Raw genomic sequence first — 24276 nt, 5'->3', positions numbered from 1 at the left:
GTGTGCGGTTTCAGCGCCGCCGGCCGCGCAGCCACTCGAGCGCCAGCAGCAACGTGGTGGTGAAGATGATGAGCAGCGTCGCCACCGCGGCAATGGTGGGCGAGATGTTCTCGCGGATGCCCGTGAACATCTGCCGCGGCAGCGTGACCTGGTCCGGCCCCGCGAGAAACAGCGTGACCACCACCTCGTCGAACGACGTGGCAAAGGCGAACAGCGCGCCCGAGATCACGCCCGGCGCAATCACCGGCAGCGTGATGCGCATGAAAGTCCTGAACGGTGTCTCGCCCAGGCTCAGCGATGCACGCACCAGGTTGTGGTTGAAGCCCGCCAGCGTGGCAAGCACGGTGGTCAGCACAAAAGGCGCGCCAAGCGCCGCATGCACCACGATCAGCCCGAAGTAAGTGTCGGCCAGGCCGAGCGGCGCGAAGTACAGGTACGCGGCCACGCCCACCACCACGATGGGCACCACCATCGGCGAGATCAGCACGCTCATGAGCAGGCCCTTGAACGCGAAGTTGGTGCGCGACAACCCCACCGCCGCCAGGGTGCCGAGCACGGTGGCCAGCGCCGTGGCGGCCGGCGCGACGATGAAGCTGTTGCGCGCCGCGCGTGCCCACTCGGGCGATTCGAACAGGTGGCGGTACCACTGCAGCGACCAGCCCCGGATCGGGTAGGCCAGAAAGGAGCTGTCGGAGAAAGACAGCGGAATCACCACCAGGATCGGCGCCAGCAGAAAGGCCAGCACCGCGACACAGCCGGCGCGCACCAGCCACCAGCCGAGCTTGTCGGCGAAGGTGGCGTAGGCCGGGAATTGAGGGAGCTTGAACATGCGTGTGTGTCCTTCGTGCCGCTCAGCCGAGGCTCAGCTCGGCCTTGCCGATGCGGCGGTACACGGCATACAGCACCAGCGTGGCGACCAGCAGCACGGCGCCCAGCGCACAGGCCATGCCCCAGTTGATTTCCACATTCGTGTAACGCGCGATGTAGTAGCTCAGCATCTGGTCGTCGGCCCCGCCGAGCAGCGCCGGCGTTACGTAGTAACCGATGGCCAGGATGAAAACCAGCAGCGCGCCCGCGCCGATGCCGGGGTAGGTCTGCGGCACATACACGCGAAAGAACGCGGCCAGTGGAGAACTGCCCAGCGAGACGGCTGCGCGCAGGTAGGTGGGCGGAACGCTCTTCATGACGCTGTAGAGCGGCAGGATCATGAACGGCAGCAGGATGTGCACCATGGCGATGATCACGCCGGTGCGGTTGAACAGCAGCGCCAGCGGATGGTCGATCAACCCGATGCCCATGAGGCCGCGGTTGACCAGCCCTTCGGATTGCAGCAGCACGATCCACGCCGCCACGCGCACCAGGATGGACGTCCAGAACGGCACCAGCACCAGGATCATCAGCACGTTGGCCTTGCGCGCGGGCAGGGTCGACAGCCACCACGCCAGCGGATACGCCAGCAGCAGGCAAAAGAAGGTGACCACGGCACTGATGTTGAAGGTGCGCAACAGGATGTTCGCAAAGGCGCGCTGGTCGTCGGGCATGCGCTCCACCTCTCCCGCCACGTTGCGGCGCAGGTCGAGCGAAGCCAGCAGGTAGTCAGGCGTCCAGCGCGAGCCGTTCTTGGCAATGGCCTGCCAATACGGCGCCTCGCCCCAGCGCGGGTCGAGTTCCAGCATGCGCGCCTTCACCTCTTCGGGCGTGCCGGCAATCGGAAGCGCCCGAAAGGTGCTCATCACCAGCGAACGGGCGCCGGCAATTTCAGTGTTGAGGCGGCGCGCCAAGGCGCCCGCGTCGGAGCTGTCTGGCAGCTGCGCCAGGTCGGCCGCCATGGCGGCGTAGGCCGCGGGTGCGGGCGTCTCCTTGCGGTTCCAGTCGTCGAGGGCGCGCACGGTGCGCGGCAGCGCGTTGGCGACCTCCGGGTTCTCGACCGCGCGCTGCAGCAGCGCGACGATGGGCACCAGCAGCGTCAACAACAGAAACACCAGCAGCGGCGCCGTGAGCGCAAACGCCCGCCACTTGCGGCGCGCTTCGGCGCGGGCCAGCGCACGCCGCAGCGAAACGGGGGCTGCCTCCGCCGGAACCAGGGGAACAGTCGTTGCCGCGTGCATGGCCTCTTTCGTTCGTTCGCGCGCCGGTTACTGGGTGGCCCAGGATGCGAAGCGCTTCTCGAGCGCCTCGCCCTGGTCGGCCCAGAAGGCGACGTTGAACTGCAGCGCATCCTTGGCGTTGGTCGCCGAGGTCGGCAGGTCGGCCAGCACCTTGGGGCTGAGCGAAGCCAGTGCCTTGGTGTTGGTGGGGCCGTAGGCAATGTTCTGCGCGTAGACCGACTGGTTGGCCGGCTGCATCGCGAACTGGATGTACTTCAGCGAGGCTTCCTTGTTGGGTGCGCCCTTCGGAATCACCAGGTAGTCCAGGTCGTAGATGCCGCCCGGCCAGTAGATCTTGAGGTCGCGGCCTTCGCGGTTGGCCGCGTCGATGCGGCCGTTGTACACGGTGGTGAGCACCACGTCGCCAGCCACCAGGAACTGCGGGGGCTGCGCGCCGGCTTCCCACCACTGGATGTTCGGCTTGAGTTCGGTGAGCTTCTTGAACGCGCGCTCGGCGCCATCCTTGGTGGCCAGCACCTTGTACACGTCGGCCGGCTTCACGCCGTCGGCCATGAGCGCGAACTCCAGGTTGTAGCGCGCGCCCTTGCGCATGCCGCGCTTGCCCGGGATCTTCTTCACGTCCCAGAAGTCTGCCCAGCTGGTGGGCGCGGTCTTGAGCTTTTCGCCGTTGTAGGCCATCACGGTCGACCACACGAAAAGGCCCACGCCGCAATCGGTCACTGCGGCCGGCAGGAAGTCGGCCTTGTTGCCGATCTTCGAATAGTCGAGCTTCTCGAACAGGCCTTCGTCGCAGCCGCGCGCCGCGTCGGGCGATTCGACTTCGACCACGTCCCAGGTGACCTTCTTGGTTTCGACCATGGCCTTGATCTTGGCCTGCTCGCCGTTGTATTCGACCGGAATGATCTTGGTGCCGGTCTTCTCGTAGGGCTCGTAATAGGCCTTCTTCTGCGCGTTGGCGTTAGCGCCACCGAAGTTGACGACGGTGAGCTGCTGCTGGGCAAGCGCCGGCAGCGCGAAGCTGGCAACGACGGTGCAGGCGAGGAGTGTCTTTTTCATGGTGGTGGTAGTCCTGGGTGATGTACGGAAGCGGGAACGGGAGCGAGAAACGGGACGGGATTCAATGCGCATGTCGGAGCGCGCGTTACGATGCATACATGCGTGCATGCGCAACCGGAAATTCGAGCGACACCGATTCGCCGCCCTGCGGTGCGGCGGCGCCGTTCAGGCCGGTGAGCGGCAGCTTCACGGTGGCTTCGGCCTGGCCGCCGCCCACGTTGCAGAGCAGCCGCAGGTGGTCGCCGAAGTAGATGACGCGCGCCACTTCGGCCTGGAGCATGTTGGGGCCCTGGGCCTCGGCGCCGCGGTGTAGTACCACGCGCTCGGGACGGATGCATGCCTCCACGGCGCTGCCGGCGGCGGCACCGCCGACGTTGAGTCCGCTCAGCACACGGCCGTCGGGCAGCGTCATTTCGGCGTGTTCGCCGGCGCGGCTCAGTTGCCCCTTGAGCACGGTGTTGTCGCCGACGAAGCCGGCCACGAAACGGTTCGACGGCTTCTCGTACAGCCGGTCGACCGTGTCCAGCTGCTGGATCACGCCTTCATTGAATACCGCGACGCGGTCGCTCATGGTGAGCGCCTCGCTCTGGTCGTGCGTTACGTAGACGAAGGTCACGCCCAGTTGGCGGTGCAGGTCTTTCAGCTCGATCTGCATGTGCTCACGCAGCTGCTTGTCGAGCGCGCCCAGCGGCTCGTCCATCAGCACCAGCTGGGGTTCGAACACCAGCGCGCGCGCCAGCGCCACGCGCTGCTGCTGGCCACCCGAAAGCTGGCCCGGGAGCCGGTCGGTCATGCCGCGCAGCTGCACCATCTCGAGCGCGCGCTGCACGCGGCGCTGCTGCTCGTCCTTAGGCACCTTGCGCACGGTGAGCGGATAGGCCACGTTCTGCCCCACGCTCAGGTGCGGAAACAGCGCGTAGTTCTGGAACACCATGCCGAAGTGCCGCTTGTGCGGCGGCGTGCCGGTGATCGGCTTGCCGTTCAGCAAGATCTCCCCGGAGGTCGGCGACTCGAAGCCCGCCAGCATCATCAGCGTGGTGGTCTTGCCCGAGCCCGACGGACCGAGCAGGCTCAGGAACTCGCCGCGGTGAATGTCCAGGTCGAGCTGGCGCACCACCAGGTGCTCGCCGTCGTAGGTTTTCTGAACGCGCTGGAAACGCACCAGGGGTTCTGCTGTCATGGAGGTGTTCAAGAGAAAAAGTGGACCGGTCAGCGCAGTGCGGCGAAGCTGTCCGCGAGAAGCGACAGGCCTTCATCCACAAGCAAGTCGGATGCCGTCAACGGCACCAGCACGCGAATTACATTGCCGTAGGTGCCGCATGACAGCAGGATTAACCCGCGCCGCGCCGCTTCGGCCACCACCCGGCGGGTCAATGCCGCGTCCGGGCGCGCCGTATCGCCCTCTTCGAACAGCTCGATCGCCACCATGGCGCCAAGGCCCCGCACGTCGCCAATGGCCGGCACCTCGGCCGCCATTCGTCGCAGGCCGGCCGTGAGCCGTTCGCCCAGCGCCCTGCTGCGCGCCAGCAGCTGCTCGTCGTCGAACACCTTGAGCACCGCCAGCGCCGCGGCGCAGCCGATGGGGCTGCCGGCATAGGTGCCGCCCAGGCCACCGGGCGCGGGGGCGTCCATCACCTCGGCGCGGCCCACCACGCCGGAGATCGGGAAGCCGCCCGCCATCGACTTGGCGGTGGTGATCAGGTCGGGCGCCACGGGCCACTGCTCGCTGGCAAACCAGGTGCCGGTGCGGCCGGCGCCGGTCTGCACTTCGTCGGCAATGACCAGGATGCCGTGGCGGTCCGCCAGGGCGCGCAGGCCTTCGACGAAGTCGTTGGGCGCGACGTAGAAGCCGCCCTCCCCCTGCACCGGCTCCAGGATGAAGGCCGCCACGCGCTCGGGCTCGATGTCGTTCTTGAACAGCAGCTCGACCGAGTGCAGGGCGTCGTCCACGCTCACGCCGTGCAGCGCATTGGGGTAGAGCGCGTGGAACACCTCGCCCGGAAACGGGCCGAAGCCGACCTTGTAGGGCGCCACCTTGCCGGTGAGTCCCAGCGTCATCATGGTGCGGCCGTGGTAGCCGCCGGTAAAGGCGATGACGCCCGGCCGCCGGGTGTAGGCGCGGGCGATCTTCACCGCGTTTTCGACCGCCTCGGCGCCGGTGCTCAGGAAGATCGACTTCTTCGCAAAGTTGCCCGGTGCCAGCGCGTTCAGCCGCTCGGCCAGCTCCACATAGGGTTCGTAGGCCAGCACCTGGAAGCAGGTGTGCGAATACAGGTCGACCTGCGCCTTGACCGCCGCGCTGATTTCGGGGTGGCAGTGGCCGGTGTTGAGCACCGCGATGCCGCCGGCAAAGTCGATGTAGCGGCGCCCCTCGACGTCCCAGACCTCGGCGTTGGCGGCCCGGCTGACGAAGATTTCATGGGCCTGGCCAACGCCGCGGGCCACGGCCGCGCCGCGGCGGGCCATGAGGGCGGCGTTGCTGAGATGGGGTTCGCGCTGCATGGATACGACCTGTGCCTGAAAGAAGATGCTGGCACTTTAGGTTTCACGTCCGGGCCTGACCATGTACACCCCGAGCCGTGGATCGGCGGACTGTGCTGGTCTTGTATCCTGTACATACTTTCCTCAATATGGTGCAGATTCGGCCTGCCGGGACCCCTTTTGATGCTCATTCTTCACCCCGAACAGCCGACTCCGCTGGTGAGCCAGATCGTGGAAGGGCTCCGCGGGCTGATCGGCGCCCAGAAACTCAAGGCGGACAGCAAGCTGCCTTCGATCCGCGCCTTTGCGGCGGCCCATGGCGTCAGTGTTTTCACGGTGGTGGAGGCCTACGACCGGCTGGTGGCGCAGGGGCTCCTGGTGTCGCGCGCCAACGCGGGCTTCTTCGTCAAGCGGCGAAGCGACGACAACCCCGCCGGCAGCGGGCCCACCGCGGCCCAGCCCGACCCGCGCTTCGACGCGCGCTGGTACCTGCGGCAGATCTTCGAGAACCGCAACCTGCCGCTCAAGCCGGGCTGCGGATGGCTGCCGCACGACTGGCTGTTCGAGGACGGCATGCGCCGCAGCCTGCGCAGCCTTGCGGCCGGCGGCACCGACATCGGCGGCTACGGCCTGCCGTTCGGCCACATGGCGCTGCGCATGGCGGTGGCCGATTCGCTGTGCGAGCGGCAGATTGCAGTGGAGGCGGGCCAGGTGCTGCTCACCCAGGGCTCGAGCCAGGCGCTCGACCTCGTGGCGCGCCAGCTGCTGAAGCCGGGCGACGAGGTGCTGGTGGACGACCCCGGATATCCCAACCTGATGTTCATGCTGCGCTTCCTGGGCGTGAACATCATCGGCGTGCCGCGCACGCCCACCGGCTACGACCTGCCGGCGCTGGAGGCGCTGCTGGCGCTGCACCGGCCCAAGGCCTTCTTCACGCAGCCGCGGCTGCAAAGCCCCACCTGCTCGCTGGCGTCGATGCCGCAGCTCGTGCGGCTGCTGCAGCTCGCGCAGGAGCACCAGTTCACGCTGGTCGAGAACGACATCTACGCCGACATGGACGCCTCGTCGAGGCCCTCGCTGGCCAGCCTGAGCCAGCTGCGCCAGGTGGTGTACGTCGGCAGCTTTTCCAAGACCATTTCGCCGAACCTGCGGGTCGGCTACGCGGTGGCGCAGCCCGAGCTGATGGAAGACCTGGCCCAGCTGAAGATGGTCTCGGGGCTCACCTCTTCGGACATTACCGAGCGGCTGGTCTTCGGCGCCGTGACCGACGGGCGCTGGCGCAAGCACCTGAAGTCGCTGCGCGAGCGGTTGGCCGAGGCGCATTCGAACGTGGCCAGGCGGCTGGAAGCCCAGGGCTTCGAGCTTTTTCACGAGCCCGCGGCGGGCCTGTACCTGTGGGCGCGCCACCCCGACCTGACCGACACCGCCGAGCTGTCCCGGCTGGCGGCAGCGGAAGGCATCATGCTCGGCCCGGGACAGCTGTTTCTGGTGAACCCGCGCCCCACCGGTTGGCTGCGCTTTAACGTGGCGTTCAGCGAAGACGAACGAATCTGGCGCTTCCTGGCGCGCAGCATCGAAGAGCGCAAGGTGGATTGAGGCGCGCCGGCGTCTGCCTGCCTCAGTCCACCCTGATGTTGCGGGCCTTCACCACCTTGCTGTAGATTTCCGCGTCGCGCCGCACCATGGCGCTCATCTCGCCGCGCGTGACACCCAGCGGTTCGCTGTTGAGGTCCTTGATGCGTTTGGCCAAGTCCGGGTCCTTGCTGGCCTCCACGAACACCGCATTGAAGCGGTTGAGCACCGCGGCAGGCGTTGCAGCAGGCGCCCAGATGCCGTGCCACGACATCATCGAAAAGCCCGGCATCACCTCTGACAGCGTAGGTACGTCGGGCAAGGCCGGGTGGCGCGTGGAGCCCGAGTAAGCCAGGGCCTGGACACGGCCGCTGCTGATGAGCGGATACCCCGTGGCAATCGGCTCCATCAGCGTGTCGACCTGACCGCCGACAAGGTCGGCGATGGGGCTCGCGCGATAGGGCACGTGCAGCATGTTGATGCCCACCTCGTCTTTCAGCGACTCGACGATCAGCTGCGACGGGCTCCCCGCGCCGTAGGAGGCATGCGAGTAGGTGCCCGGCTTCTCCTTGGCCGCGGCCACCAGCTCCTTGATGGTCTTGGCCGGGAACTTGGCGTTGGCGATCAGCACAAGGCCCTGGCGCATCGTCGTCGCAACAGGCACGAGGTCCTTGTCGGGATCGAACGGCAGCTTGCTGTAGATGTACGGGTTGATCGTGAACGCGGTCGAGAGGTTGTAGAGAAAGGTGTAGCCGTCGGCCGGCGCCTTGGCTACGGTGTCCGAGGCAAGGTTGCCGGCCGTGCCCGGCTTGTTGTCGATGAGCACCGGCACGCCGAGCTTGCGGCTCGCGTAGTCGCCGTACATGCGCGCAAAGATGTCGGGTGGCGTGCCGGGGGCAAAGCCCACCACGATCTTGATCGGCTTGCTCGGCCATTCCGGTGTCTGGGCGCCTGCAAGGCCCGAGGCCACGCTGCCGGCAATGCCCAGCACCAGGCCGAGCATCTTCTTGAAAGTTGTCGAACGCATTTCTTTGTCTCCTTGGGCCGCTGCGTGCCCGTGTTTTGGTCATTCCGCTTCTTGTCGCGCCCGGTGCGGCCGGGCGTCCGCTCTTGTTGTTGTCTTTTTCTTCAGTCGACCTGTGCGCCCGAACGGCGCACGGCCTCGCCCCATTTCGCGATCTCGGCTGTGCCGAAGGCCGCCATTTCCGCGGCCTTCATGGCCATGGGCTCGATGCCTTGGGCGGCCAGCTTGTCGCGCACCGCGGGTTGGGCCAGTACGGCCTGCGTTGCTTCCCGCAGCCGATCGCGCTGGGCAGTGGGCATGTCGGCCGGGGCATACAGCATGAACCAGGCGACCAGGTCGAATTCGGCGATGCCCTGCTCGGCCAGCGTGGGCACATCGGGTGCGGCCATGCTCCGCCGGGCGCTCGATGCGCCGAGGGCGCGCAGCTTGCCGGCGCGCACCTGCGGCAGCACCGCGGCAGGGTGATAGAACATGAACTGCACGTTGCCCGCCATCACCTCGGTGAGCGCCTGCGCGCCGTCGCGGTACGGCACGTGCACGAAGTCCTTGCCCAGCCGCAGGTTGAGCAGTTCGCCCGCAAGGTGGCCCGAGGTGCCGTTGCCGGCGGACGCAAAGCTCACCGACTTGCCGCTGGCCTGGCGCATGTCCGCCACCGTCTTCCACGGTGCCGCGGCGGGCACCACCAGCAGCGTGGGCGTGGCTCCGACGAAACCCAGCGGCACGAAGTCGCGCTGCGGCTGGTAGGAAAGCCGCTTGTAGAGCGAAGCGTTGATGGCGTGCGTGCCCACGGTGCCCAGCAGCACGGTGTGCCCGTCCGCACCCGAACGGGCCACCAGCTCGCTGCCGATGGCGCCGCCCGCGCCGGGCCTGTTGTCGACGATGACCGGCTGCGAGAGTTGGCGCGCCAGCGCTTCGCCCAGCACGCGCCCCACGATGTCGGTCGAGGTGCCGGCGGCGAAGGGCACGACCAGTTTGATGGGCCTGCTGTCGCCGGCCTGCGCCCATGCGCCCGCCTGGGGAAGCAGCATGGCGGCCAGGGCCGCCGCGGCCAGGACTGCGCGGCGCTTCATGCCGGTTTTCCGAAGCCCGCAGGCACGGTGCCGTTGTACTGAAGCTCGCGCGTCGCCTGGTAAGACAGCGCAAAGCCGCTCGGCGTTTCGGCTTCTTCCGCCAGGTGCGCGATGAGCCCCGCCGTGCGCGCGAGGATCGGCACGCCGCGCAGCGACGCCACCGGAAAGCCCACCCCCAGCAGCACCGCCGGAATGGCAGCGGACACGTTCATGCGCAGGTCCTTGCCGACGATGCCCGGAATCACTTCTTCGAGCGCTTGCGCGATGCGCACGTAGCGCAGGTCTGCACCCGCCTGCGTGGCCACTTCGATCAGGCGGTCGACGCGCGGATCGCGCTCCTTGTGCAGCGGATGGCCGTAGCCCGGAATGGCCGCGCGCGCGGCCTTCAGCTCGGTGATGGCTGCCGTGGCGGCGTCTGGCAGCGCGGCCCCCGCATCCACGCGCGCCGCCACGTCCATGAACAGGCGGCCGGCCGTTTCAGAGGCGCCGAGGATCACCGAACCGCAGCCGAGGATGCCCGCCGCCACCGCGCCCTGCAGCGCATCGGGCGCTGCCGCAAAGGTCATGCGGCTGGCCTGCACGCTCGGCACCAGGCCGTGCTCCGCGATGGCGACCAGCGTGGCATTGAGCACGGCACTGCACGCCGCATCGGGGCGCCGCCCGGTGAGCAGCAGGAAGAAATAGTCGGCAAACGAGAGGTGCCCGATCAGCTCCTGGCACAGGTCCTGCCCGCGCACGACGATGGTGTGTTCGTCCGAGGTGCAGATCGCGGTGCTCGGGACGGTGGACTTTCCGATCTTCATGGGTAGCGTCTTTCAGGCGTGTTGGGGTTCGAGGCGGAAGTCGTAGTGCGCGGACCAATACGGCGTTTCCAGCGTCTTGCCGTCGGGCGCGCGGCCCGCGGGGTGCGATTCGAAATCGACGATCAGGCTGGGCCGCACGCCGAACACCGCGTCGGATTCGATGTACGGGCTGCCCGCCACGAACAGGTGCGTGGTCACCGGCACATGGCCCGGCGCCGAAACCATCATGTGGATGTGGCCGGGGCGGTTCGGGTGGCGTCCCATCGCATCGAGCATGCGGCCCACGGGTCCATCGACCGGAATCGGATAGAAGGTCGGGCGAATCGACCAGAACCAGTAGCGGCCTTCATGGTCGGTACGAATGCGCCCGCGCGCGGCCATGGCGGCGCCTTCGATCTGCATGTCGTACACGCCTTCGCCGTCGCCCGACCAGATGTCGAGCAGCGCACCCTGCAGCGGCTGCCCGTGGGTGTCGGTCACGCGGCCGCTGTAGAAGGTCGGCTCACCGCGCGCGCCCTGCGCCACGTCGGCGCCCAGCGGCAGATCGGGTGCGCCTTCCCAATAGAAGGGGCCCTGCACCGTGGCGTGCGTGGCCTCGCCCAGCTCCGTGGCTTCTGTGGCTTCGGTCGCACCGCTGCCCCCGCGGCTGCGCTTGCCGGCGGCGGCACGCAGCTGATCGAGCATGACCACCATCATCGACGCGCCCAGCGTGTCCGACAGCAGGATGAACTCCTGGCGCCTGTCGGTGCAGGTCTGGCCCACCGCGGTCAGAAACTCGATGCCTTTCATCCATTCATCGGGCTTCAGGTCCACCTCGCGGATGAAGGCATGCAGGTGCGTGATGAGCGACTGCATGATCTCTGCAAAGCGCGCATCGCCGGCGCCTTCCAGCCGCTGCAGCACGGCCTGCGTCAGCTCGCTTTCGTTCGATGGGGTCATGTTCTTTTGTCTCCTGGCTCTGTTTTGATTCAAGGGCTGTGTCGAGAGAGATTCAGCTTGCGCCCGGCGGCTGCCCCAGGCGCTTGCGGATCGGATCGACGATGGATGCGTTGTCGGCGCCGAGCGTGGGCGGCGCCGTCACTTCAAGCGCGCGCTCGCCGTCGAAGCTCACGGGCGAGCGGATGGTGCGCCATTCGCCGCCCTCCGGATGTGGCGCGCTCACCTCCAATTGCAGGTGCCGCGCCTGCGGGTCTTCCATCGCCTCACGGGTGTCGTACATGGGGGCGTGCGGCACGTCTTCCGCCTCGAGCCGGGCGCACCAGGTGGCGCGCGGCTGCTGGCGGAACAGCTCGCCGAGCAGCGTGATCAGGTCTTCCTGATGGGCAATGCGCGCCTCGCGCGAGGCAAAGCGCGGGTCGGCAAAAAGCTGCGGTCGCTCGATCGCATTGGCCAGGCCCTGCCAGAACTTTTCGGGCGACGACATGTGCAGCGCAATCCACAGGCCGTCCGCGCACTCCAGCACGTAGGACTGCGACACGCTCGGCCGGCTGAACGGGCCCATGACCTCGCTCTCTGAAAAGTAGTGCGTGAATGCGTCGAGGTTGAAGTGGCACATGGCCTCCAGCATCGACACTTCCACCGCGCGGCCAACGCCGGTGCGGCCCCGTTCGACCAGCGCGCCGAGCACGCCGTACGCGGCGTAGAAACCGGTCATGGCGTCGGCCAGCGCGGGGCCCACCACGCGTGGGTTGGCGGGGTTCACCAGCAGCTTGAGGAAGGCACTCGCGGCCTGCGCCACAGTGTCGTAGGCGGGCCGCCCGGCGGCGGGGCCCGTTTGCCCGAAGCCGCTGATGGCGCAATACACCAGCCGCGAGTTGAGCGCGCGCAACCGGGCTTCGCCGGCCCCGAGTCGGTCGGCCGCGCCGGGACGGAAATTCTGGATGTAGACGTCCGCGTCCTTGACGAGCTCGTCGAACACGGCCGCGTCTTCGGGCAGCTTGGGGTTGAGCGTGATGCTGCGCTTGTTGCGGTTGTAGGTCTGGAAGTGAGGGCTGTAGAGCCCGCCGCGAAAGGCGCGGAACGGGTCGCCCGCGCCGGGCTGCTCGATCTTCACCACCTCGGCGCCCAGGTCCGCGAGAAACATGCCCGCGGCCGGCCCTGTGATGAACGTGCCTTGTTCCAGCACCTTGATGCCGCTGAGGACTTTTTGCACCGAGGCGTCTCCTGATAGTTGTAAGGACTGGAAGAAACTGTAGGCGGGGCGGGCAGTTCCTGAAAATGATTGTTTTTCATCGTTAGCATCGATGCCATCGATCATCGGCACCCAAAACCGCCATGGAACTCCGGCACCTGCGCTACTTCATCGCCCTTTCAGGCTCGCTCAACTTCACCCGTGCGGCCGAGCGCCTGCACGTGACGCAGTCGACGCTGTCGCACCAGATCAAGCAACTCGAAGAAGAAATCGGGCAGCCGCTGTTCGACCGCATCGGCAAGCGCGTGAGCCTGACCGAGGCCGGTGACGAGTTTCTGCACTACTGCACCAAGGCCCTGCACGAGATCGACCTGGGCCTGGGCGCGCTGCGCCAGAGCAGCTCCGACATAGCGGGCGAATTGCGCGTGGGCTCCACGCACACCTTCAACCTGGGCTTCATTCCCGACTGCATTGCGAGCTTTCACGGAAAGCACCCGCAGGTGAAGGTGGTGGTCGAAGAACTCTCGGCCGACCAGATTGCCGCGCGGCTGCAGCAGGGCACGCTCGACCTGGGCATTGCCTATCGGCCGAATGCGCCCGGCCCGCTGCAGTTCGAGCCGCTCTACAACGAGGAGATGGTGCTGGTGGTGGCGAAGAAGCACCCTCTTGCGCGGCGCAAGCGCGTGCGCATGGTGGAGCTGCATCGCCTGCCCATGGTGCTGCTGCCGGGCAGCTTTGCCACCCGCCAGATGCTGGACGAATGCTTTCGCTCCTGCGGTGCGCAGCCGCACGTGGTGGCGGAGATCAACACGCTGGCGCCCATGATGGACCTGGTCGCCAAGACGCAGCTGGCTTCCATCATGGCCGCCAATGTCGTTACTGCTCAGTCGGGCCTCGTGGTCGTTCGGCTCGAAAGCCCCACGCCGGTGCGCACGCCCGGCATGCTGTGGTCGCCCGTGGCGCGCGACGCGGCAGCCACGCGCGCGTTCTCGACCATCGTGCGCAAACTGGCGCTGCGAAGCAGCCTGCAGGGTACCCAGTAGCGGGGTCGCGCTGGTTTCCGGGGCATTCTTCTTGCATGATCGAAAGAACCCCAAACACTGAGCACGCCGCGACATGAGCCCGGTATTCCTATTGCTTGTCCATACGGATCCACAGCAGGCCAAACGGCTGCTGCAGCGGCTCGTTTCCGTAGGCCGCTGCTTTGTTCATGTCGACGCGAAGTCCGATCTCTCGGCGTTCCGCATCGAAGACCCGCGCGTGAGCTACGTGCAAGACCGGGTCGACGTGCGCTGGGGCGCCATCTCTCAGGTCGACGCCACTTTGAGGCTCATGCGGGCTGCGCTTGCAGGATGCGAGGTGTCGCAGGTGAGCCATTTCGTGCTGCTCTCCGGCAACTGCTACCCCGTGCGGTCGTTGGAAGAGTTCCGTGCCTACTCGCGCTCGCATGCCGGCATGAACTTCATCAAGATGATTCCCCTGGCAAGCTCGCGCAAGCTGCATGAGCGCATTCGCCATTTCTGGTTCTACGAAGACCTGCCGGTCGATGGACGCAAGTTCACGCTGGTGCGCCTGGCGCGCGGCCTTTCGCAATTGGCCGGCAAGCTCGGCCGCCGCTCGCTTTCGCTTCTTCCGCAATGGCACTTCGGCTCGCAATGGTGGGCGCTCAACCCCGAAGCGGTGGAGTACCTCGTTTCGCATCCGCTCGAAGAGCCCGTGAAGCGCTTTCTGCGGTTCTCCAAGGCGCCGGACGAAATCTACTTTCATACCCTGCTCGCACACTCCCCGCTTCGGCACAGCGTGAAGCGCGTCTCCGGCTCCGGCGTGTGGGACGCGGCCAACCTGCACCTGATCGACCCTTCGCTGTCGCGCTGGTTTCACGCGGCGGACTACGAGGAGATCGTCGCGTCGGGCAGATGGTTCGTTCGCAAGGTGGGGAGCGGCGTCTCGGGCGAGCTGTGCGACATGCTGGACGATATGGACGACGACTTGGCCTCGGAGCAAGACAGGAAGACTGCGTAGCGCGGCTCAGCCGTGGCGCCGCACGAAATCGGCAATCCGTTCCGCGCAGTACTCGGCGTGGGTTTCGAGCAGCATGTGGGGGCCGTCCAGAACATGCGCTTCCATGCGCGGCAGATCCTGCAGCCAGGAGAGGATTTCGGCGCAATCGAAGTAGCTGTCATGCCGTCCCCACAGCATGAGTGCGTGCGGCTGATGATCGCGCAGATAACGTGCGATGTCGTCGAAGCGGGCCACGTAGTTTCCGTAGTCCTTCACCAGGGCGCGTTGAAGTTCCAGATGGCCGGGCCGACTCATCGTGCGCCAGTCTTCGATCCAGCTGTCGGCGGAGATGCGCGAGGCAATGTCGTCCGGCACGCCGCCGACATATTCGGCGCGCACACCTTCGAAGGTCAGATGCGCCGTGGCGGCCCGTTCATTTTCTTTTGTGGGCGCGTTCCAATAGTCAATCGTGCCGCGCCATTGCGGCCCCATACCGCTGCGATGCGCATTCGCGTTCTGGATGATCAGGCCCAGCACACGACGCGGATCGCGCATTGCCAGCTCGAGGGCAACAGGCGCGCCGAAATCATGCAGATAGAGATGGACCTTGGCGATGCCAAGCTCTTGCAGCAGCCCTTCGACCAAGTCAGCGAAGCGGGCAAAGGTCGCGTTCGGAATGAGATCGGACTCGCCCGAGCCTGGAAGATCAGGCGCGATCACGAAGCATGCTTCAGACAAGCGCGGAATGACGTTCCTGAAGGTACGCGACGAACTCGGGAACCCATGCAGGAGCAAGACAGCCGGGTGGTTCCGGTTTCCGCCCACCACGGCGGAAAGTTTGCAGCCTGCGATATCGAAGCTTTCGCGGCGTGCTGGATCGGCTTTCATTTCGCGGCTCTCCTTTCATCAGCTTGAATCAAAGGGTACGCTCGCCGCGGCAAGCTGGGCAAGTGCACGTTCTGGAGAGCCGCCCCACCAATCGTTTGCGCATTCCGCTCGATTTCTTGCCTGATCCTCTGGCGTTGCCGCTATTTTGCGGATCAAGATCGGCCCGCGCATTAGAGTGCTTCGCGGAGGCTCCAGCAACATGGCACCCAAACCCCACGACACGGCCGCCCAGCCCATTCCGCCGCAAGAGGCCATGGTCCGCATCATCGGCGCGCGAACGTCGGGTTCGGGCGACTTCGAAACGCCCATTGCCGGCCTGGCCTTCTTTAGGCGCGACGCCCCGGCGTCGCCTGTCGTGTGCATGGTGGAGCCGAGCATCGTTCTTGTCGCCCAAGGCGCAAAGCAGATGTGGGTGGGCGGTGACGCCTATCCCTACGACACGTCGCGCTTTCTGGTCACCTCGCTGGATGTGCCCGCCAATTCCGAAGTGCTGGCGGCAAGCCCTGAGCGGCCCTGCCTCGGCTTGGTGCTGAAGCTGGACGTGCGGGTGCTGGCCGAGCTGGTCGCGCAGGGCGGCTTGCCGCCGCATCGCGATCGCTCGCCCGGTGTGGGCGTGGGAATCGGCGCGGCCACGCCCGCGCTGCTGGCGCCGTTCGGCCGGCTGCTCGAGCTACTCGACGAGCCCGCGGCCATTCCTGTTCTTGCGCCCCTGATCCACCGCGAGATTCACTACCGGCTGCTGATGAGCGACCAGGCGCCGAAGCTGCGGCAGATTGCCTCCGTGGACGGGCAGGGCTACCGGATTGCGAGAGCCATCGATTGGCTGAAGCTGAACTACGCCTCGCCGCTGCGCGTCGACGAGCTCGCGGCGCGCGTGCAGATGAGCACGCCCACGTTCCATCACCACTTTCGCCAGCTCACCGCCATGAGCCCGCTGCAGTACCAGAAGTGGCTGCGGCTGAACGAAGCGAAGCGGTTGATGCTGAGCGAGCACTCCGACGCGGCGAGCGCCGCCTTCAAGGTCGGCTACGAAAGCCCCTCGCAGTTCAGCCGCGAATACAGCCGGCTGTTCGGAGCACCGCCCAAGCGAGACATCGAGGTGCTGCGGGACGGCGCGCGCGGCGCCAACGTGCAAACGCATGCAAAAGACTTCGTGCGACGACGCCCTGCCCTGAACGATTGACGCTTTGCGGCGCGGCACATGCCGAGCACAGAGGATCAGGCAAGAAATGAAGCGGATTGCTCTATCAATCCCGCGCGCGTCTTCTAAAAATGGTGATTCGGCCTTGCCTTGGGGGCTGAGGACTTTTTGCTGTCGGGGAACTCATCCGGCAACAAAGGGCCCGCCTCCTATTGCCATCGCTGATGGCTCGCGATATCAGCGGTGATCGCCCACGAACCCACGAACCTCGAACAACAGGAGCTGATATGGACAGTCCCACGACCCACTTGATCTCGCGACGCGACGCGCTCATCGTCGGTGCCGCGACCGCGGCCACTGCCGCCGCGGTTTCGTCTTCCGCCCCTGCTGCCGCTGCGCCCGCTGCTTCCGCGGCAGGTGCGGTGCCCCGTGCGAAGCTGTCGCTCACCGTCAACGGCAAATCTCACTCGCTCGATCTCGATACGCGCACGACCCTGCTCGATGCATTGCGCGAACACCTGCACCTGACCGGCACCAAGAAGGGCTGCGACCACGGCCAGTGCGGCGCCTGCACCGTCATTGCCGACGGAAGGCGCATCAACTCCTGCCTGACGCTCGCCGTCATGCACGACGGCGGGCAGGTCACCACCATCGAAGGATTGGGCACTCCGCAGAACATGCATCCGCTGCAGGCGGCATTCGTGAAGCACGACGGCTACCAGTGCGGCTACTGCACGCCGGGCCAGATCTGCTCGGCGGTCGGCGTGATCGACGAGGTGAAGCGCGGCGTGCCGAGCCACGTGAGCGCCGACCTCACTGCGCGCCCGATGCTTTCGGCCGAAGAACTGCGCGAGCGCATGAGCGGCAACATCTGCCGCTGCGGCGCCTATTCCAACATCGTCGAAGCCATCACCGAAGTGGCGGGGAGCAGAGCATGAAGCCGTTCACCTACGAGAAGGCGCAGTCGCCGGCACAGGCTGCCGCAGCCATCGCCCGCAATCCGGGCGCAAAGTTCATCGCGGGCGGCACCAACCTGCTGGACCTGATGAAGCTGCAGATCGAAGCGCCGCCGCACCTGGTCGACGTGAACGGCCTTGCACTGGACAAGATCGAACCCACGGCCGACGGCGGCTTGCGTGTGGGCGCACTGGTGCGCAACACCGACCTGGCGGCCGACGAGCGCGTGCGCCGCGACTACGGCGTGCTGTCGCGTGCGCTGCTGGCCGGTGCCTCCGGCCAGTTGCGCAACAAGGCAACGACGGCGGGCAACCTGCTGCAGCGCACGCGCTGCCCGTACTTCTACGACACCGACCAGCCGTGCAACAAGCGCCAGCCCGGGAGCGGTTGCAGCGCCATCGGCGGCGTTACCCGCCAGCATGCGGTGGTCGGCACCAGCAAGGCCTGTATTGCGACGCACCCCAGCGACATGGCGGTGGCCATGCGCGTGCTCGACGCGACCGTGGAAACGGTGCGCCCCGATGGCCGCACCCGCGTGATTCCGATTGCCGACTTTCACCGCCTGCCCGGCGACACGCCGCACATCGAAACGGCGCTGGAGCAGGACGAGCTGATCACCAGCGTCACGCTGCCCAAGCCGATTGGCGGCACGCAGGTGTACCGCAAGGTACGTGACCGGGCCTCCTATGCCTTTGCGCTCGTGTCCGTTGCGGCCATCGTGCAGCGCGACGGCTCCGGCCGCGTGGCCCTGGGCGGCGTGGCGCACAAGCCGTGGCGCCTTGAGGCCGCGGAGGCCGCCATGCCGCAGGGCGCCAAGGCCGTGACTGCACAGCTGCTGGCCGGCGCGCAGCCGACCCACGAGAACGCATTCAAGTTGCCATTGGCCGAGCGCGCGCTGGCCGCGGCGCTGGTGCAAGCGAGGAGCTGACCATCATGAAATTCGACACACCCGCCACCACCAACCCGATCGACCAGCTCAAGATCATCGGCAAGCCGACCGACCGGATCGACGGCCCGGTCAAGACCACGGGCTCCGCACGCTATGCCTATGAACGCAACTCCGAAGTACCCAATGCCGCCTATGGCTACGTGGTGGGTGCCGGCATCGCAAAAGGCCGCATCGCCTCGATGGACCTGAACGCCGCACGCGCGGCGCCGGGCGTGCTGGCGATCGTCACGGCGCGCAACGCAGGCAAGCTCGGCAAGGGCGACTTCAATACGGCCAAGCTCCTGGGCGGGCCCGAGATCGATCATTACCACCAGGCAGTCGCGGTGGTTGTGGCCAACACCTTCGAGCAGGCGCGTGCCGCGGCGCAGCTGGTGCGCATCGAGTACACGCGAACACAGGGACGCTTCGACCTGTCGGCCGAGATGGGTGCGGCGCAGCTACCCGAACCCAATCCGTTTTCGGGCCAGCCGGAAACCAAGACCGGGGACTTCCCGGGTGCGTTTGCCGCAGCCCCCGTGCAGCTCGATGCCACCTACACCACGCCCGACGAGTCGCACGCCATGATGGAACCGCACGCTTCCATCGCGCAGTGGAAGGGCGACAAGCTCACCATCTGGACATCGAACCAGATGATCGCCTGGGGCGTCGGCGATGTCGCCAAGACGCTCGGCATTCCGAAAGCGAATGTGCGCCTGGTGTCGCCCTTCATCGGCGGCGGCTTCGGCGGCAAGCTGTTCGTGCGCTCGGATGCATTGCTTGCCGCATTGGGTGCGCGGGCGGCAAAGCGCCCCGTGAAGGTGGCCCTGCAGCGGCCGCTGATGATGAACAACACCACGCATCGGCCGGCGACCATCCAGCGCATCCGCATCGGCGCCGCGAGGGACGGCAAGATCACGGCCATTGCGCATGAAGGCTGGTCCGGCGACCTGCCGGGCGGCCAGGCGGAGACGGCGGTTAACCAGACCCGGCTGCTCTATGCGGGCGCCAACCGCCTGACGACCACGCGGCTCGCGGTGCTCGACCTGCCCGAGGGCAACGCCATGCGCGCGCCCGGCGAAGCGCCCGGCATGATGGCGCTGGAGATCGCCATGGACGAAATGGCCGAGAAGCTCGGGCTTGATCCAATCGAGTTTCGCGTGCTCAACGACACGCAGGTCGACCCTGAAAAGCCCGAACGCCCCTACTCCCAGCGCAAGCTGATCGAGTGCATGCGCACCGGCGCCGAGCGCTTCGGCTGGAGCAAGCGCAACGCGTCGCCCGGGCGCCAGCGCGACGGGCGTTGGCTCGTCGGCATGGGCGTTGCCGCGGCGTTCCGCAACAACCTGCTGGCCAAGTCGGCCGCGCGTGTGCGCCTGGACAACCGCGGCATGGTCACGGTCGAAACCGACATGACCGATATCGGCACCGGTTCGTACACCATCATTGCGCAGACCGCTGCGGAAACCATGGGCGTGCCGCTCGACAAGGTTCTGGTGCGCCTGGGCGACTCGGCCTACCCCGTCTCGGCCGGCTCCGGCGGCCAGTGGGGTGCCAACAACTCGACGTCCGGCGTCTACGCGGCCTGCATGAAGCTGCGCGAAGCCATCGCAAGCAAGCTGGGCTTTGCTGCTGCGGCGGGCGTGGAATTTTCGGACGGCATGGTGCGGTCCGGCGAGCGCGTGGTGCCCATCGCGGAAGCGGCAGGCGCGAACGGCCTGGTGGCCGAAGACGGCATCGAGTACGGCGACCTCGACAAGAAATACCAGCAGTCCACCTTCGGCGCGCATTTCGTGGAGGTGGGCGTCGATGCAGCCACGGGCGAGATACGCGTCAGGCGCATGCTCGCGGTGTGCGCGGCGGGCCGCATTCTCAATCCCAAATCGGCGCGCAGCCAGGTGATCGGCGCCATGACGATGGGCGTTGGAGGCGCATTGATGGAAGAACTGGCGCTCGACAAGCGGCATGGCTTCTTCGTCAACCACGACCTGGCGGGCTACGAGGTGCCGGTGCACGCCGACATTCCGCACCAGGAAGTGATCTTTCTCGATGAGACGGACCCGATCTCGTCGCCGATGAAGGCCAAGGGTGTGGGCGAGCTCGGCATGTGCGGCGTGGCGGCCGCGGTGGCCAATGCCGTCTACAACGCGACCGGCGTCCGGGTGCGCAACTACCCGATCACGCTCGACAAGCTGCTGGACCGCTTGCCGCCGGTGGCCTGAGCCAAGCGGGGTTATTACCTACTGCCAACCTACCGCGGGCTTTGGGCTTGTGGTGGGTTCGCATGCTCCAGCAAGATGGTGCGCAGTGCGCGCTTGCCACGCGCGTTCTGCGCCCTGTAGGCCTGGCGCGCCAGTTCCACGAACCGCTCTTCACCCAGGTCGGGCAAAGGCTCGGCGGCTTGCGGCGCATCAAGCCAGAGTGGAGCCTTACCGCAGTGGGACTCGATCTGCCGAGCCAGCTTGTCGGAGATCACCCGGCCCTTCTTGATCTGGCTCCACATGCTCGCCGAGATTTGCAGCTTCTGTGCAAACCTGGCCGCCAGGCCGAGTGGCTCCGCCCCGTTGGCCGCATGCTCCGCAACGAACTCACCGAACAGAAGCAGGACGTTGTTGCGGCGAATGGCTGGAAGAGACATGCTTGGTGAGAAAAAAACACAACACTCAAAAAAAGTGTTGCGCGAATTAGTAAACCGAGTTTACAGTACATCCCATCGACGAAATGCTTCGTCCCCGTTTCATCCGCAACAACCAACTTCGAATCATCGAGAACTTCTTCGCCAAGCACTGGAAACCATCGTGAAAGCAAACATGACCTCATTGAACAACCGACCGGCATCGGGCCGGACGTTCGTGCGCGTCTCGTTTCGCGGCGGTCGCGGTCTGGCGGCGCCCAACGTGCATTCGCAGCTGAACTCCCGTCCCGCAGCGCCGGCCACCTTGTGGCTCGGACAGCAGTACGAGGATCAGCCGCACCCGGGTGGAGGTAGCGCGTAGGCGCATACCTTCCAAGCTCTCTCATCAGAGGCCCGGATTCCGAAATGGATCCGGGCCTTTTGTTTTTTTACTCACCTCATGTTGCGGACTCCGATTCGCAACGCAAGCCGCGAACGGCACCCGTTGCCCGCCGCCATTGCAGTGATCGCGCTGCCGTGAACTCACCCGCTGAACTGCGCGGGCGAATGCTCTTTAAAAATTTGCCGCGGGTCGCGCCCCTCACTGGTGGGCCGACGATCCGCAAGAACATGCAGCCGTAGCTCAGCCAGGTAGAGCGCAACGTCGCCAACGTTGAGGCCGAGGGATCGAAGCCCTCCTGCTGCTCCATTTCGGGTGTGCCTTTGCAGCACCTCCAGAGGGCAACCGCGCCGGCGGCCTGGAGGGATGTGCACGGTCTGGACCCAACCATGTGCAGCGATGCCGACGTGGGCGCGCAAGCGCTCGAATCGCGTGAAGACACAACCGAAATGGAATGCCCCGATGGCGGAATTGGAAGACGCACCGGCCTCAGAAGCCGGGGACGAAAGTCATGAGAGTTCGAGGCTCTCTTGGGGCACCAACCAGTCAGTTCGCCCGCATAGATCAGCCCACCTTTAAAGAGAGCTTCTTCGTTCGATCCGGAGTGCAGGCTTCCTTCGCAGATTCACGTCGTATTCGTCTAGTGGCTTAGGACACAAGGTTTTCATCCTTGTAGACGCGGGTTCGAATCCCGCATACGACTCCATCGTTCGACAACCTTACGCGCCGTTCGCCTAGCTGGACCAAGGCACCTGACTTTGACTCAGGCAATCGGTCGTTCGAATCGACCACGGCGTGCCAATTCACAACCAGAAATTCGGGGCGTAGCGCAGTTGGCAGCGCGGTTGCTTTGGGAGCATCAGGTCGCAGATTCGATTTCTGCCGCCCCGACCACACAAGAGCGAGACCGGACGATTCGCGTCGTCCTCTCGTGGAAACCGGCCTCAACGATTGGGAGGCGCCGGAACTCGTAACCGGACACCATTGGAGCATTGGCCGAGAGGTCCAAGGCAGCGGCTTGCTAAGCCGTGGCCACGCAAGCGGCTCGTAAGAAGCCCTCGCCAGGTCCATGCCCAGCACATTTATTACTACTTTGATTCGTTAACTCAGTGGCCAGAGTGCCTCCCTGTCTAGGAGGAAGCCAGGGGTTCGACTCCCCTACGGATCGCCATCTTCTCAGCGCTCGACTCGCCTCGCGTCGGGCGACATCATCCATCCATTTTTCTTCCCGCGTTAGCTCAACTGGATCAGAGCACCGGCCTACGAAGCCGGGGGTTGCACGTTCGAATCGTGTGCGTGGGGCCATACACCTGGAGTGCGAGCAGCCGCTCAACATTTCACGGCACCCGCCGATATACAGATCATTCACCACCGCCCAGCGCGACCCACAGGAGGACATCCATGCGACTCACCACCAGCCACCGCCGGCCGGCGAACAGCATCTTGGTGTCCGAGCCCAGGCCTCGCAACGCGCTTGTGCAGGCGGTCACCCGCAGCTTCGGTGCGATGACCGGGCAGCGCCAGCGGGAGGCCGAGCGCGCACGCGAGCGCTTCGAGAAGCTCGACTTCGACCAGCGCGTGCGCGAAATCGGCGAGTGGTAAAGCCGCGGCAATGGCCGCCGCCTACTCGATCGAACACATTCTTTTTTCCTCGGTAGCTCAGCTGGTAGCAGCGTCGCACTGTTAATGCGAAGGTCCCTGGTTCGAACCCGGGTCGAGGAGCCACAACCAACAAACAGGAGATCCCACTCAAAAAAGCTCGGCCATGAAAGGAGGCCGTCATCATGAAACCCCAAGTTCTTCAGCTCGACATCCAGGGAACGCCGCAGGCCTGGATCTCGCTTGAGCACGCCGCTGCTCACTATGCGACGGACTCCGTTGTATGGGAAGACGGCGCTGGTCCGCTGGCGACGATGCGTGGGGGCTTCAACGTGGCGCGCGGCGTGGAGTCGCGGCTCGAGATTTCGCCGATCATCGCGCTCAAGGGCTGCGCGAAGGTGAACCTGTTCGACCAGACGCCGGCCTTCAGCCGGCGCAAGCTCTTCGTGCGCGACCGTTTCACCTGCGCCTACTGCGCGCAGCACTTTCGCGAACAAGACCTCACGTGCGAGCACATTCTTCCCATCAGCCGCGGCGGCGGCTGGGACTGGATGAACCTGGTCGCGGCCTGCCGCGCCTGCAACTCGGAAAAAGCAGACCGCCTGCCCGAGGAAGCCGGCATGAAGCTGGTCTACCTGCCGTACGTCCCCAGTCTTCTGGGCCCATCCTAACGGTTAGAACGGTTTTTTCCCTCGGTAGGCGAGTCAGCTGGTGTTCCTAACTCTTTGCGGCGGTCGGAGCGCTCACGCGACCTGCACAATCCGCTCCGTGCGTTCACACGCCATGTTATCGAGCGTGCACTCAAAACGTTGAATTTCGCGGCCCTAGGGGTGCGGATAGAAACTTGGACTGGTTTTATGTCGCAAGTCCAAGACTTTCTCGATATTCGATGGGACTAAGGGAGCCAAGGGAGATCTTGATCCGCTTCTCGTTGTACCAGTGGATGCAGAAATCAACTTCTTTGATGAACTGCTTGATCGTGGTAGTCCCCGATCTGCATGTGTGCGACCGTTTGAGCGCGGAACTCCGTCCCTATTCGCGAGGTTGTGGCGGTATCACGATCACCGAGGGAATGAAGATCGCTACGAGCGAGTGATCACCGGCGAAACCAGAAACGAGACGTCAACGTCCAAGGCGTACGCAAGGCGCTCAAGGTTGTCGATGGAGATATTCCTCTCTTCTCTCTCGACTGATCCCACGAAGGTCCTATGAAGCCCTGCAGCTTCCGCAAGCTGTTCCTGGGAGATGCGGCGTTCTGCGCGGATGACCCGTAGATGGAAGGCCACCCTTTGCCTTGCACTTTGCGTTCTTGGTTGAGGTTGTCCCATCCACCAAGAATTCCCTGTCTGGCATTTTTTATCGACAGCGCTAAGATATCTATTGGATGCATTTGAGTAGCAACATCAACTTCGTGGGGCGCAACGAGCAATGTTTGTATGGCTTGCTGAGTTGCTTGAGCATCGGTCGATAAGGCATCCGAGACCAAGCTCCACATTGGGCTGCAAC

22 protein-coding genes, 9 tRNA genes and 1 pseudogene are annotated in these 24276 nt (G+C 65.5%); 18 read left to right on the top strand and 14 right to left on the bottom strand.

Annotated elements, in window-relative coordinates:
• Nucleotides 1–10 precede the first annotated feature (10 nt).
• The 5 genes from M0765_RS14230 to gabT all read right to left on the bottom strand — a co-directional run bounded on the left by M0765_RS14230 (nt 11) and on the right by gabT (nt 5666).
• Entirely contained in the window at nt 11–829 is an 819-nt protein-coding gene (locus M0765_RS14230) for an ABC transporter permease (RefSeq protein WP_258504245.1), read from the bottom strand.
• Nucleotides 830–851: 22 nt separating this feature from the next.
• Nucleotides 852–2108: an ABC transporter permease gene (locus tag M0765_RS14225; protein ID WP_258504244.1), complete on the bottom strand. Its 1257-nt coding sequence runs from the start codon at nt 2106–2108 to the stop codon at nt 852–854.
• A gap of 27 nt (nt 2109–2135) precedes the next feature.
• Nucleotides 2136–3164 (bottom strand): ABC transporter substrate-binding protein, encoded by a 1029-nt coding sequence (locus M0765_RS14220; RefSeq protein WP_258504243.1) that lies wholly within the window; start codon nt 3162–3164, stop codon nt 2136–2138.
• An 85-nt stretch (nt 3165–3249) separates the two neighbouring features.
• Entirely contained in the window at nt 3250–4344 is a 1095-nt protein-coding gene (locus tag M0765_RS14215) for an ABC transporter ATP-binding protein (protein ID WP_258504242.1), read from the bottom strand.
• 29 nt (nt 4345–4373) lie between these two features.
• Nucleotides 4374–5666, bottom strand: a complete 1293-nt coding sequence (gabT, locus tag M0765_RS14210; protein WP_258504241.1) for a 4-aminobutyrate--2-oxoglutarate transaminase — start codon at nt 5664–5666, stop codon at nt 4374–4376.
• 162 nt (nt 5667–5828) lie between these two features.
• On the opposite strand from gabT, the gene M0765_RS14205 reads away from it, so the two are divergent.
• Entirely contained in the window at nt 5829–7241 is a 1413-nt protein-coding gene (locus M0765_RS14205; RefSeq protein ID WP_258504240.1) for an aminotransferase-like domain-containing protein, read from the top strand.
• 22 nt (nt 7242–7263) lie between these two features.
• Here M0765_RS14205 and M0765_RS14200 read toward each other — a convergent pair whose 3' ends face one another.
• The 5 genes from M0765_RS14200 to M0765_RS14180 all read right to left on the bottom strand — a co-directional run bounded on the left by M0765_RS14200 (nt 7264) and on the right by M0765_RS14180 (nt 12266).
• The gene (locus tag M0765_RS14200) at nt 7264–8244 is read right to left on the bottom strand and encodes a Bug family tripartite tricarboxylate transporter substrate binding protein (protein WP_258504239.1); all 981 of its coding nucleotides are present in this window, start codon (nt 8242–8244) and stop codon (nt 7264–7266) included.
• Between the two features lie 101 nt (nt 8245–8345).
• A complete protein-coding gene (locus M0765_RS14195) occupies nt 8346–9311 on the bottom strand; it encodes a Bug family tripartite tricarboxylate transporter substrate binding protein (RefSeq protein WP_258504238.1) in 966 nt (321 codons plus the stop codon).
• Nucleotides 9308–10114 carry a citryl-CoA lyase gene (locus tag M0765_RS14190; protein ID WP_258504237.1) on the bottom strand — a complete coding sequence of 269 codons (807 nt, stop codon included), beginning with the start codon at nt 10112–10114 and terminating at the stop codon, nt 9308–9310. Before M0765_RS14190 ends, M0765_RS14195 begins: the two co-directional genes overlap by 4 nt.
• 12 nt (nt 10115–10126) lie before the next feature.
• Nucleotides 10127–11053 carry a dioxygenase family protein gene (locus tag M0765_RS14185; protein WP_258504236.1) on the bottom strand — a complete coding sequence of 309 codons (927 nt, stop codon included), beginning with the start codon at nt 11051–11053 and terminating at the stop codon, nt 10127–10129.
• A 52-nt stretch (nt 11054–11105) separates the two neighbouring features.
• Nucleotides 11106–12266 carry a CaiB/BaiF CoA transferase family protein gene (locus M0765_RS14180; RefSeq protein WP_258504235.1) on the bottom strand — a complete coding sequence of 387 codons (1161 nt, stop codon included), beginning with the start codon at nt 12264–12266 and terminating at the stop codon, nt 11106–11108.
• A 122-nt stretch (nt 12267–12388) separates the two neighbouring features.
• Between M0765_RS14180 and M0765_RS14175 the strand changes: the two genes are divergently transcribed.
• Nucleotides 12389–13288 carry a LysR substrate-binding domain-containing protein gene (locus M0765_RS14175; protein ID WP_258504234.1) on the top strand — a complete coding sequence of 300 codons (900 nt, stop codon included), beginning with the start codon at nt 12389–12391 and terminating at the stop codon, nt 13286–13288.
• Between the two features lie 73 nt (nt 13289–13361).
• A complete protein-coding gene (locus M0765_RS14170) occupies nt 13362–14267 on the top strand; it encodes a beta-1,6-N-acetylglucosaminyltransferase (RefSeq protein ID WP_258504233.1) in 906 nt (301 codons plus the stop codon).
• A gap of 6 nt (nt 14268–14273) precedes the next feature.
• On the opposite strand, the gene M0765_RS14165 is transcribed toward M0765_RS14170, so the two are convergent.
• The gene (locus M0765_RS14165; RefSeq protein WP_258504232.1) at nt 14274–15134 is read right to left on the bottom strand and encodes an alpha/beta fold hydrolase; all 861 of its coding nucleotides are present in this window, start codon (nt 15132–15134) and stop codon (nt 14274–14276) included.
• Nucleotides 15135–15333: 199 nt separating this feature from the next.
• Between M0765_RS14165 and M0765_RS14160 the strand changes: the two genes are divergently transcribed.
• From M0765_RS14160 to paoC, 4 genes are all read left to right on the top strand, one after another.
• Nucleotides 15334–16317, top strand: coding sequence for an AraC family transcriptional regulator (locus M0765_RS14160; protein ID WP_258504231.1), 984 nt, complete (start codon nt 15334–15336; stop codon nt 16315–16317).
• A gap of 245 nt (nt 16318–16562) precedes the next feature.
• Nucleotides 16563–17213 (top strand): aldehyde dehydrogenase iron-sulfur subunit PaoA, encoded by a 651-nt coding sequence (gene paoA, locus M0765_RS14155; protein ID WP_258504230.1) that lies wholly within the window; start codon nt 16563–16565, stop codon nt 17211–17213.
• Complete coding sequence (locus M0765_RS14150; RefSeq protein WP_258504229.1) at nt 17210–18160, top strand: FAD binding domain-containing protein; 951 nt, start codon at nt 17210–17212, stop codon at nt 18158–18160. Before paoA ends, M0765_RS14150 begins: the two co-directional genes overlap by 4 nt.
• Nucleotides 18161–18165: 5 nt before the next feature.
• Nucleotides 18166–20379 carry an aldehyde oxidoreductase molybdenum-binding subunit PaoC gene (gene paoC / locus M0765_RS14145; protein ID WP_258504228.1) on the top strand — a complete coding sequence of 738 codons (2214 nt, stop codon included), beginning with the start codon at nt 18166–18168 and terminating at the stop codon, nt 20377–20379.
• Between the two features lie 29 nt (nt 20380–20408).
• On the opposite strand, the gene M0765_RS14140 is transcribed toward paoC, so the two are convergent.
• The gene (locus M0765_RS14140) at nt 20409–20795 is read right to left on the bottom strand and encodes a hypothetical protein (protein WP_258504227.1); all 387 of its coding nucleotides are present in this window, start codon (nt 20793–20795) and stop codon (nt 20409–20411) included.
• Nucleotides 20796–21403: 608 nt separating this feature from the next.
• Here M0765_RS14140 and M0765_RS14135 point away from each other — a divergent pair.
• The 11 genes from M0765_RS14135 (at nt 21404) to M0765_RS14085 (ending at nt 23441) form a co-directional block, all read left to right on the top strand.
• A tRNA-Gly gene (locus M0765_RS14135) sits at nt 21404–21480 on the top strand.
• A 147-nt stretch (nt 21481–21627) separates the two neighbouring features.
• A tRNA-Leu gene (locus tag M0765_RS14130) sits at nt 21628–21712 on the top strand.
• An 88-nt stretch (nt 21713–21800) separates the two neighbouring features.
• Nucleotides 21801–21877 (top strand) — tRNA-Glu (locus M0765_RS14125).
• 17 nt (nt 21878–21894) lie between these two features.
• A tRNA-Gln gene (locus tag M0765_RS14120) sits at nt 21895–21972 on the top strand.
• A gap of 17 nt (nt 21973–21989) precedes the next feature.
• Nucleotides 21990–22065: transfer RNA gene (locus M0765_RS14115), tRNA-Pro, on the top strand.
• Nucleotides 22066–22158: 93 nt separating this feature from the next.
• Nucleotides 22159–22235: transfer RNA gene (locus tag M0765_RS14110), tRNA-Ser, on the top strand.
• A 31-nt stretch (nt 22236–22266) separates the two neighbouring features.
• Nucleotides 22267–22342: transfer RNA gene (locus M0765_RS14105), tRNA-Asp, on the top strand.
• A gap of 56 nt (nt 22343–22398) precedes the next feature.
• Nucleotides 22399–22476, top strand: a tRNA-Arg gene (locus M0765_RS14100).
• Nucleotides 22477–22572: 96 nt separating this feature from the next.
• Nucleotides 22573–22773: a short-chain dehydrogenase gene (locus tag M0765_RS14095; RefSeq protein WP_258504226.1), complete on the top strand. Its 201-nt coding sequence runs from the start codon at nt 22573–22575 to the stop codon at nt 22771–22773.
• Between the two features lie 46 nt (nt 22774–22819).
• A tRNA-Asn gene (locus tag M0765_RS14090) sits at nt 22820–22896 on the top strand.
• Between the two features lie 59 nt (nt 22897–22955).
• The gene (locus tag M0765_RS14085; protein WP_258504225.1) at nt 22956–23441 is read left to right on the top strand and encodes an HNH endonuclease; all 486 of its coding nucleotides are present in this window, start codon (nt 22956–22958) and stop codon (nt 23439–23441) included.
• Nucleotides 23442–23625: 184 nt separating this feature from the next.
• On the opposite strand, the pseudogene M0765_RS14080 reads toward M0765_RS14085, so the two are convergent.
• Both M0765_RS14080 and M0765_RS14075 read right to left on the bottom strand, forming a co-directional pair.
• Nucleotides 23626–23754, bottom strand: a pseudogene (locus M0765_RS14080) (IS3 family transposase); the annotation flags it as partial.
• Between the two features lie 98 nt (nt 23755–23852).
• Nucleotides 23853–24098, bottom strand: a complete 246-nt coding sequence (locus M0765_RS14075) for a helix-turn-helix domain-containing protein (protein WP_258504224.1) — start codon at nt 24096–24098, stop codon at nt 23853–23855.
• Between the last annotated feature and the right edge of the window lie 178 nt (nt 24099–24276).

It is taken from the genome of Variovorax sp. S12S4 (assembly GCF_023195515.1).
GTDB lineage: Bacteria > Pseudomonadota > Gammaproteobacteria > Burkholderiales > Burkholderiaceae_C > Variovorax.
The sequence above is the reverse complement of the archived record's forward strand: the minus strand, read 5'-3'. Positions and strand labels throughout refer to the sequence as shown.

Bases quoted from the DNA above. Each gene is read 5' to 3' on its own strand.
- M0765_RS14230 (WP_258504245.1), bottom strand. From the start codon at position 829: ATGTTCAAGCTCCCTCAATTCCCGGCCTACGCCACCTTCGCCGACAAG.
- M0765_RS14225 (WP_258504244.1), bottom strand. From the start codon at position 2,108: ATGCACGCGGCAACGACTGTTCCCCTGGTTCCGGCGGAGGCAGCCCCC.
- M0765_RS14220 (WP_258504243.1), bottom strand. From the start codon at position 3,164: ATGAAAAAGACACTCCTCGCCTGCACCGTCGTTGCCAGCTTCGCGCTG.
- M0765_RS14215 (WP_258504242.1), bottom strand. From the start codon at position 4,344: ATGACAGCAGAACCCCTGGTGCGTTTCCAGCGCGTTCAGAAAACCTAC.
- gabT (WP_258504241.1), bottom strand. From the start codon at position 5,666: ATGCAGCGCGAACCCCATCTCAGCAACGCCGCCCTCATGGCCCGCCGC.
- M0765_RS14205 (WP_258504240.1), top strand. From the start codon at position 5,829: ATGCTCATTCTTCACCCCGAACAGCCGACTCCGCTGGTGAGCCAGATC.
- M0765_RS14200 (WP_258504239.1), bottom strand. From the start codon at position 8,244: ATGCGTTCGACAACTTTCAAGAAGATGCTCGGCCTGGTGCTGGGCATT.
- M0765_RS14195 (WP_258504238.1), bottom strand. From the start codon at position 9,311: ATGAAGCGCCGCGCAGTCCTGGCCGCGGCGGCCCTGGCCGCCATGCTG.
- M0765_RS14190 (WP_258504237.1), bottom strand. From the start codon at position 10,114: ATGAAGATCGGAAAGTCCACCGTCCCGAGCACCGCGATCTGCACCTCG.
- M0765_RS14185 (WP_258504236.1), bottom strand. From the start codon at position 11,053: ATGACCCCATCGAACGAAAGCGAGCTGACGCAGGCCGTGCTGCAGCGG.
- M0765_RS14175 (WP_258504234.1), top strand. From the start codon at position 12,389: ATGGAACTCCGGCACCTGCGCTACTTCATCGCCCTTTCAGGCTCGCTC.
- M0765_RS14170 (WP_258504233.1), top strand. From the start codon at position 13,362: ATGAGCCCGGTATTCCTATTGCTTGTCCATACGGATCCACAGCAGGCC.
- M0765_RS14165 (WP_258504232.1), bottom strand. From the start codon at position 15,134: ATGAAAGCCGATCCAGCACGCCGCGAAAGCTTCGATATCGCAGGCTGC.
- M0765_RS14160 (WP_258504231.1), top strand. From the start codon at position 15,334: ATGGCACCCAAACCCCACGACACGGCCGCCCAGCCCATTCCGCCGCAA.
- paoA (WP_258504230.1), top strand. From the start codon at position 16,563: ATGGACAGTCCCACGACCCACTTGATCTCGCGACGCGACGCGCTCATC.
- M0765_RS14150 (WP_258504229.1), top strand. From the start codon at position 17,210: ATGAAGCCGTTCACCTACGAGAAGGCGCAGTCGCCGGCACAGGCTGCC.
- paoC (WP_258504228.1), top strand. From the start codon at position 18,166: ATGAAATTCGACACACCCGCCACCACCAACCCGATCGACCAGCTCAAG.
- M0765_RS14140 (WP_258504227.1), bottom strand. From the start codon at position 20,795: ATGTCTCTTCCAGCCATTCGCCGCAACAACGTCCTGCTTCTGTTCGGT.
- M0765_RS14095 (WP_258504226.1), top strand. From the start codon at position 22,573: ATGCGACTCACCACCAGCCACCGCCGGCCGGCGAACAGCATCTTGGTG.
- M0765_RS14085 (WP_258504225.1), top strand. From the start codon at position 22,956: ATGAAACCCCAAGTTCTTCAGCTCGACATCCAGGGAACGCCGCAGGCC.
- M0765_RS14075 (WP_258504224.1), bottom strand. From the start codon at position 24,098: ATGGGACAACCTCAACCAAGAACGCAAAGTGCAAGGCAAAGGGTGGCC.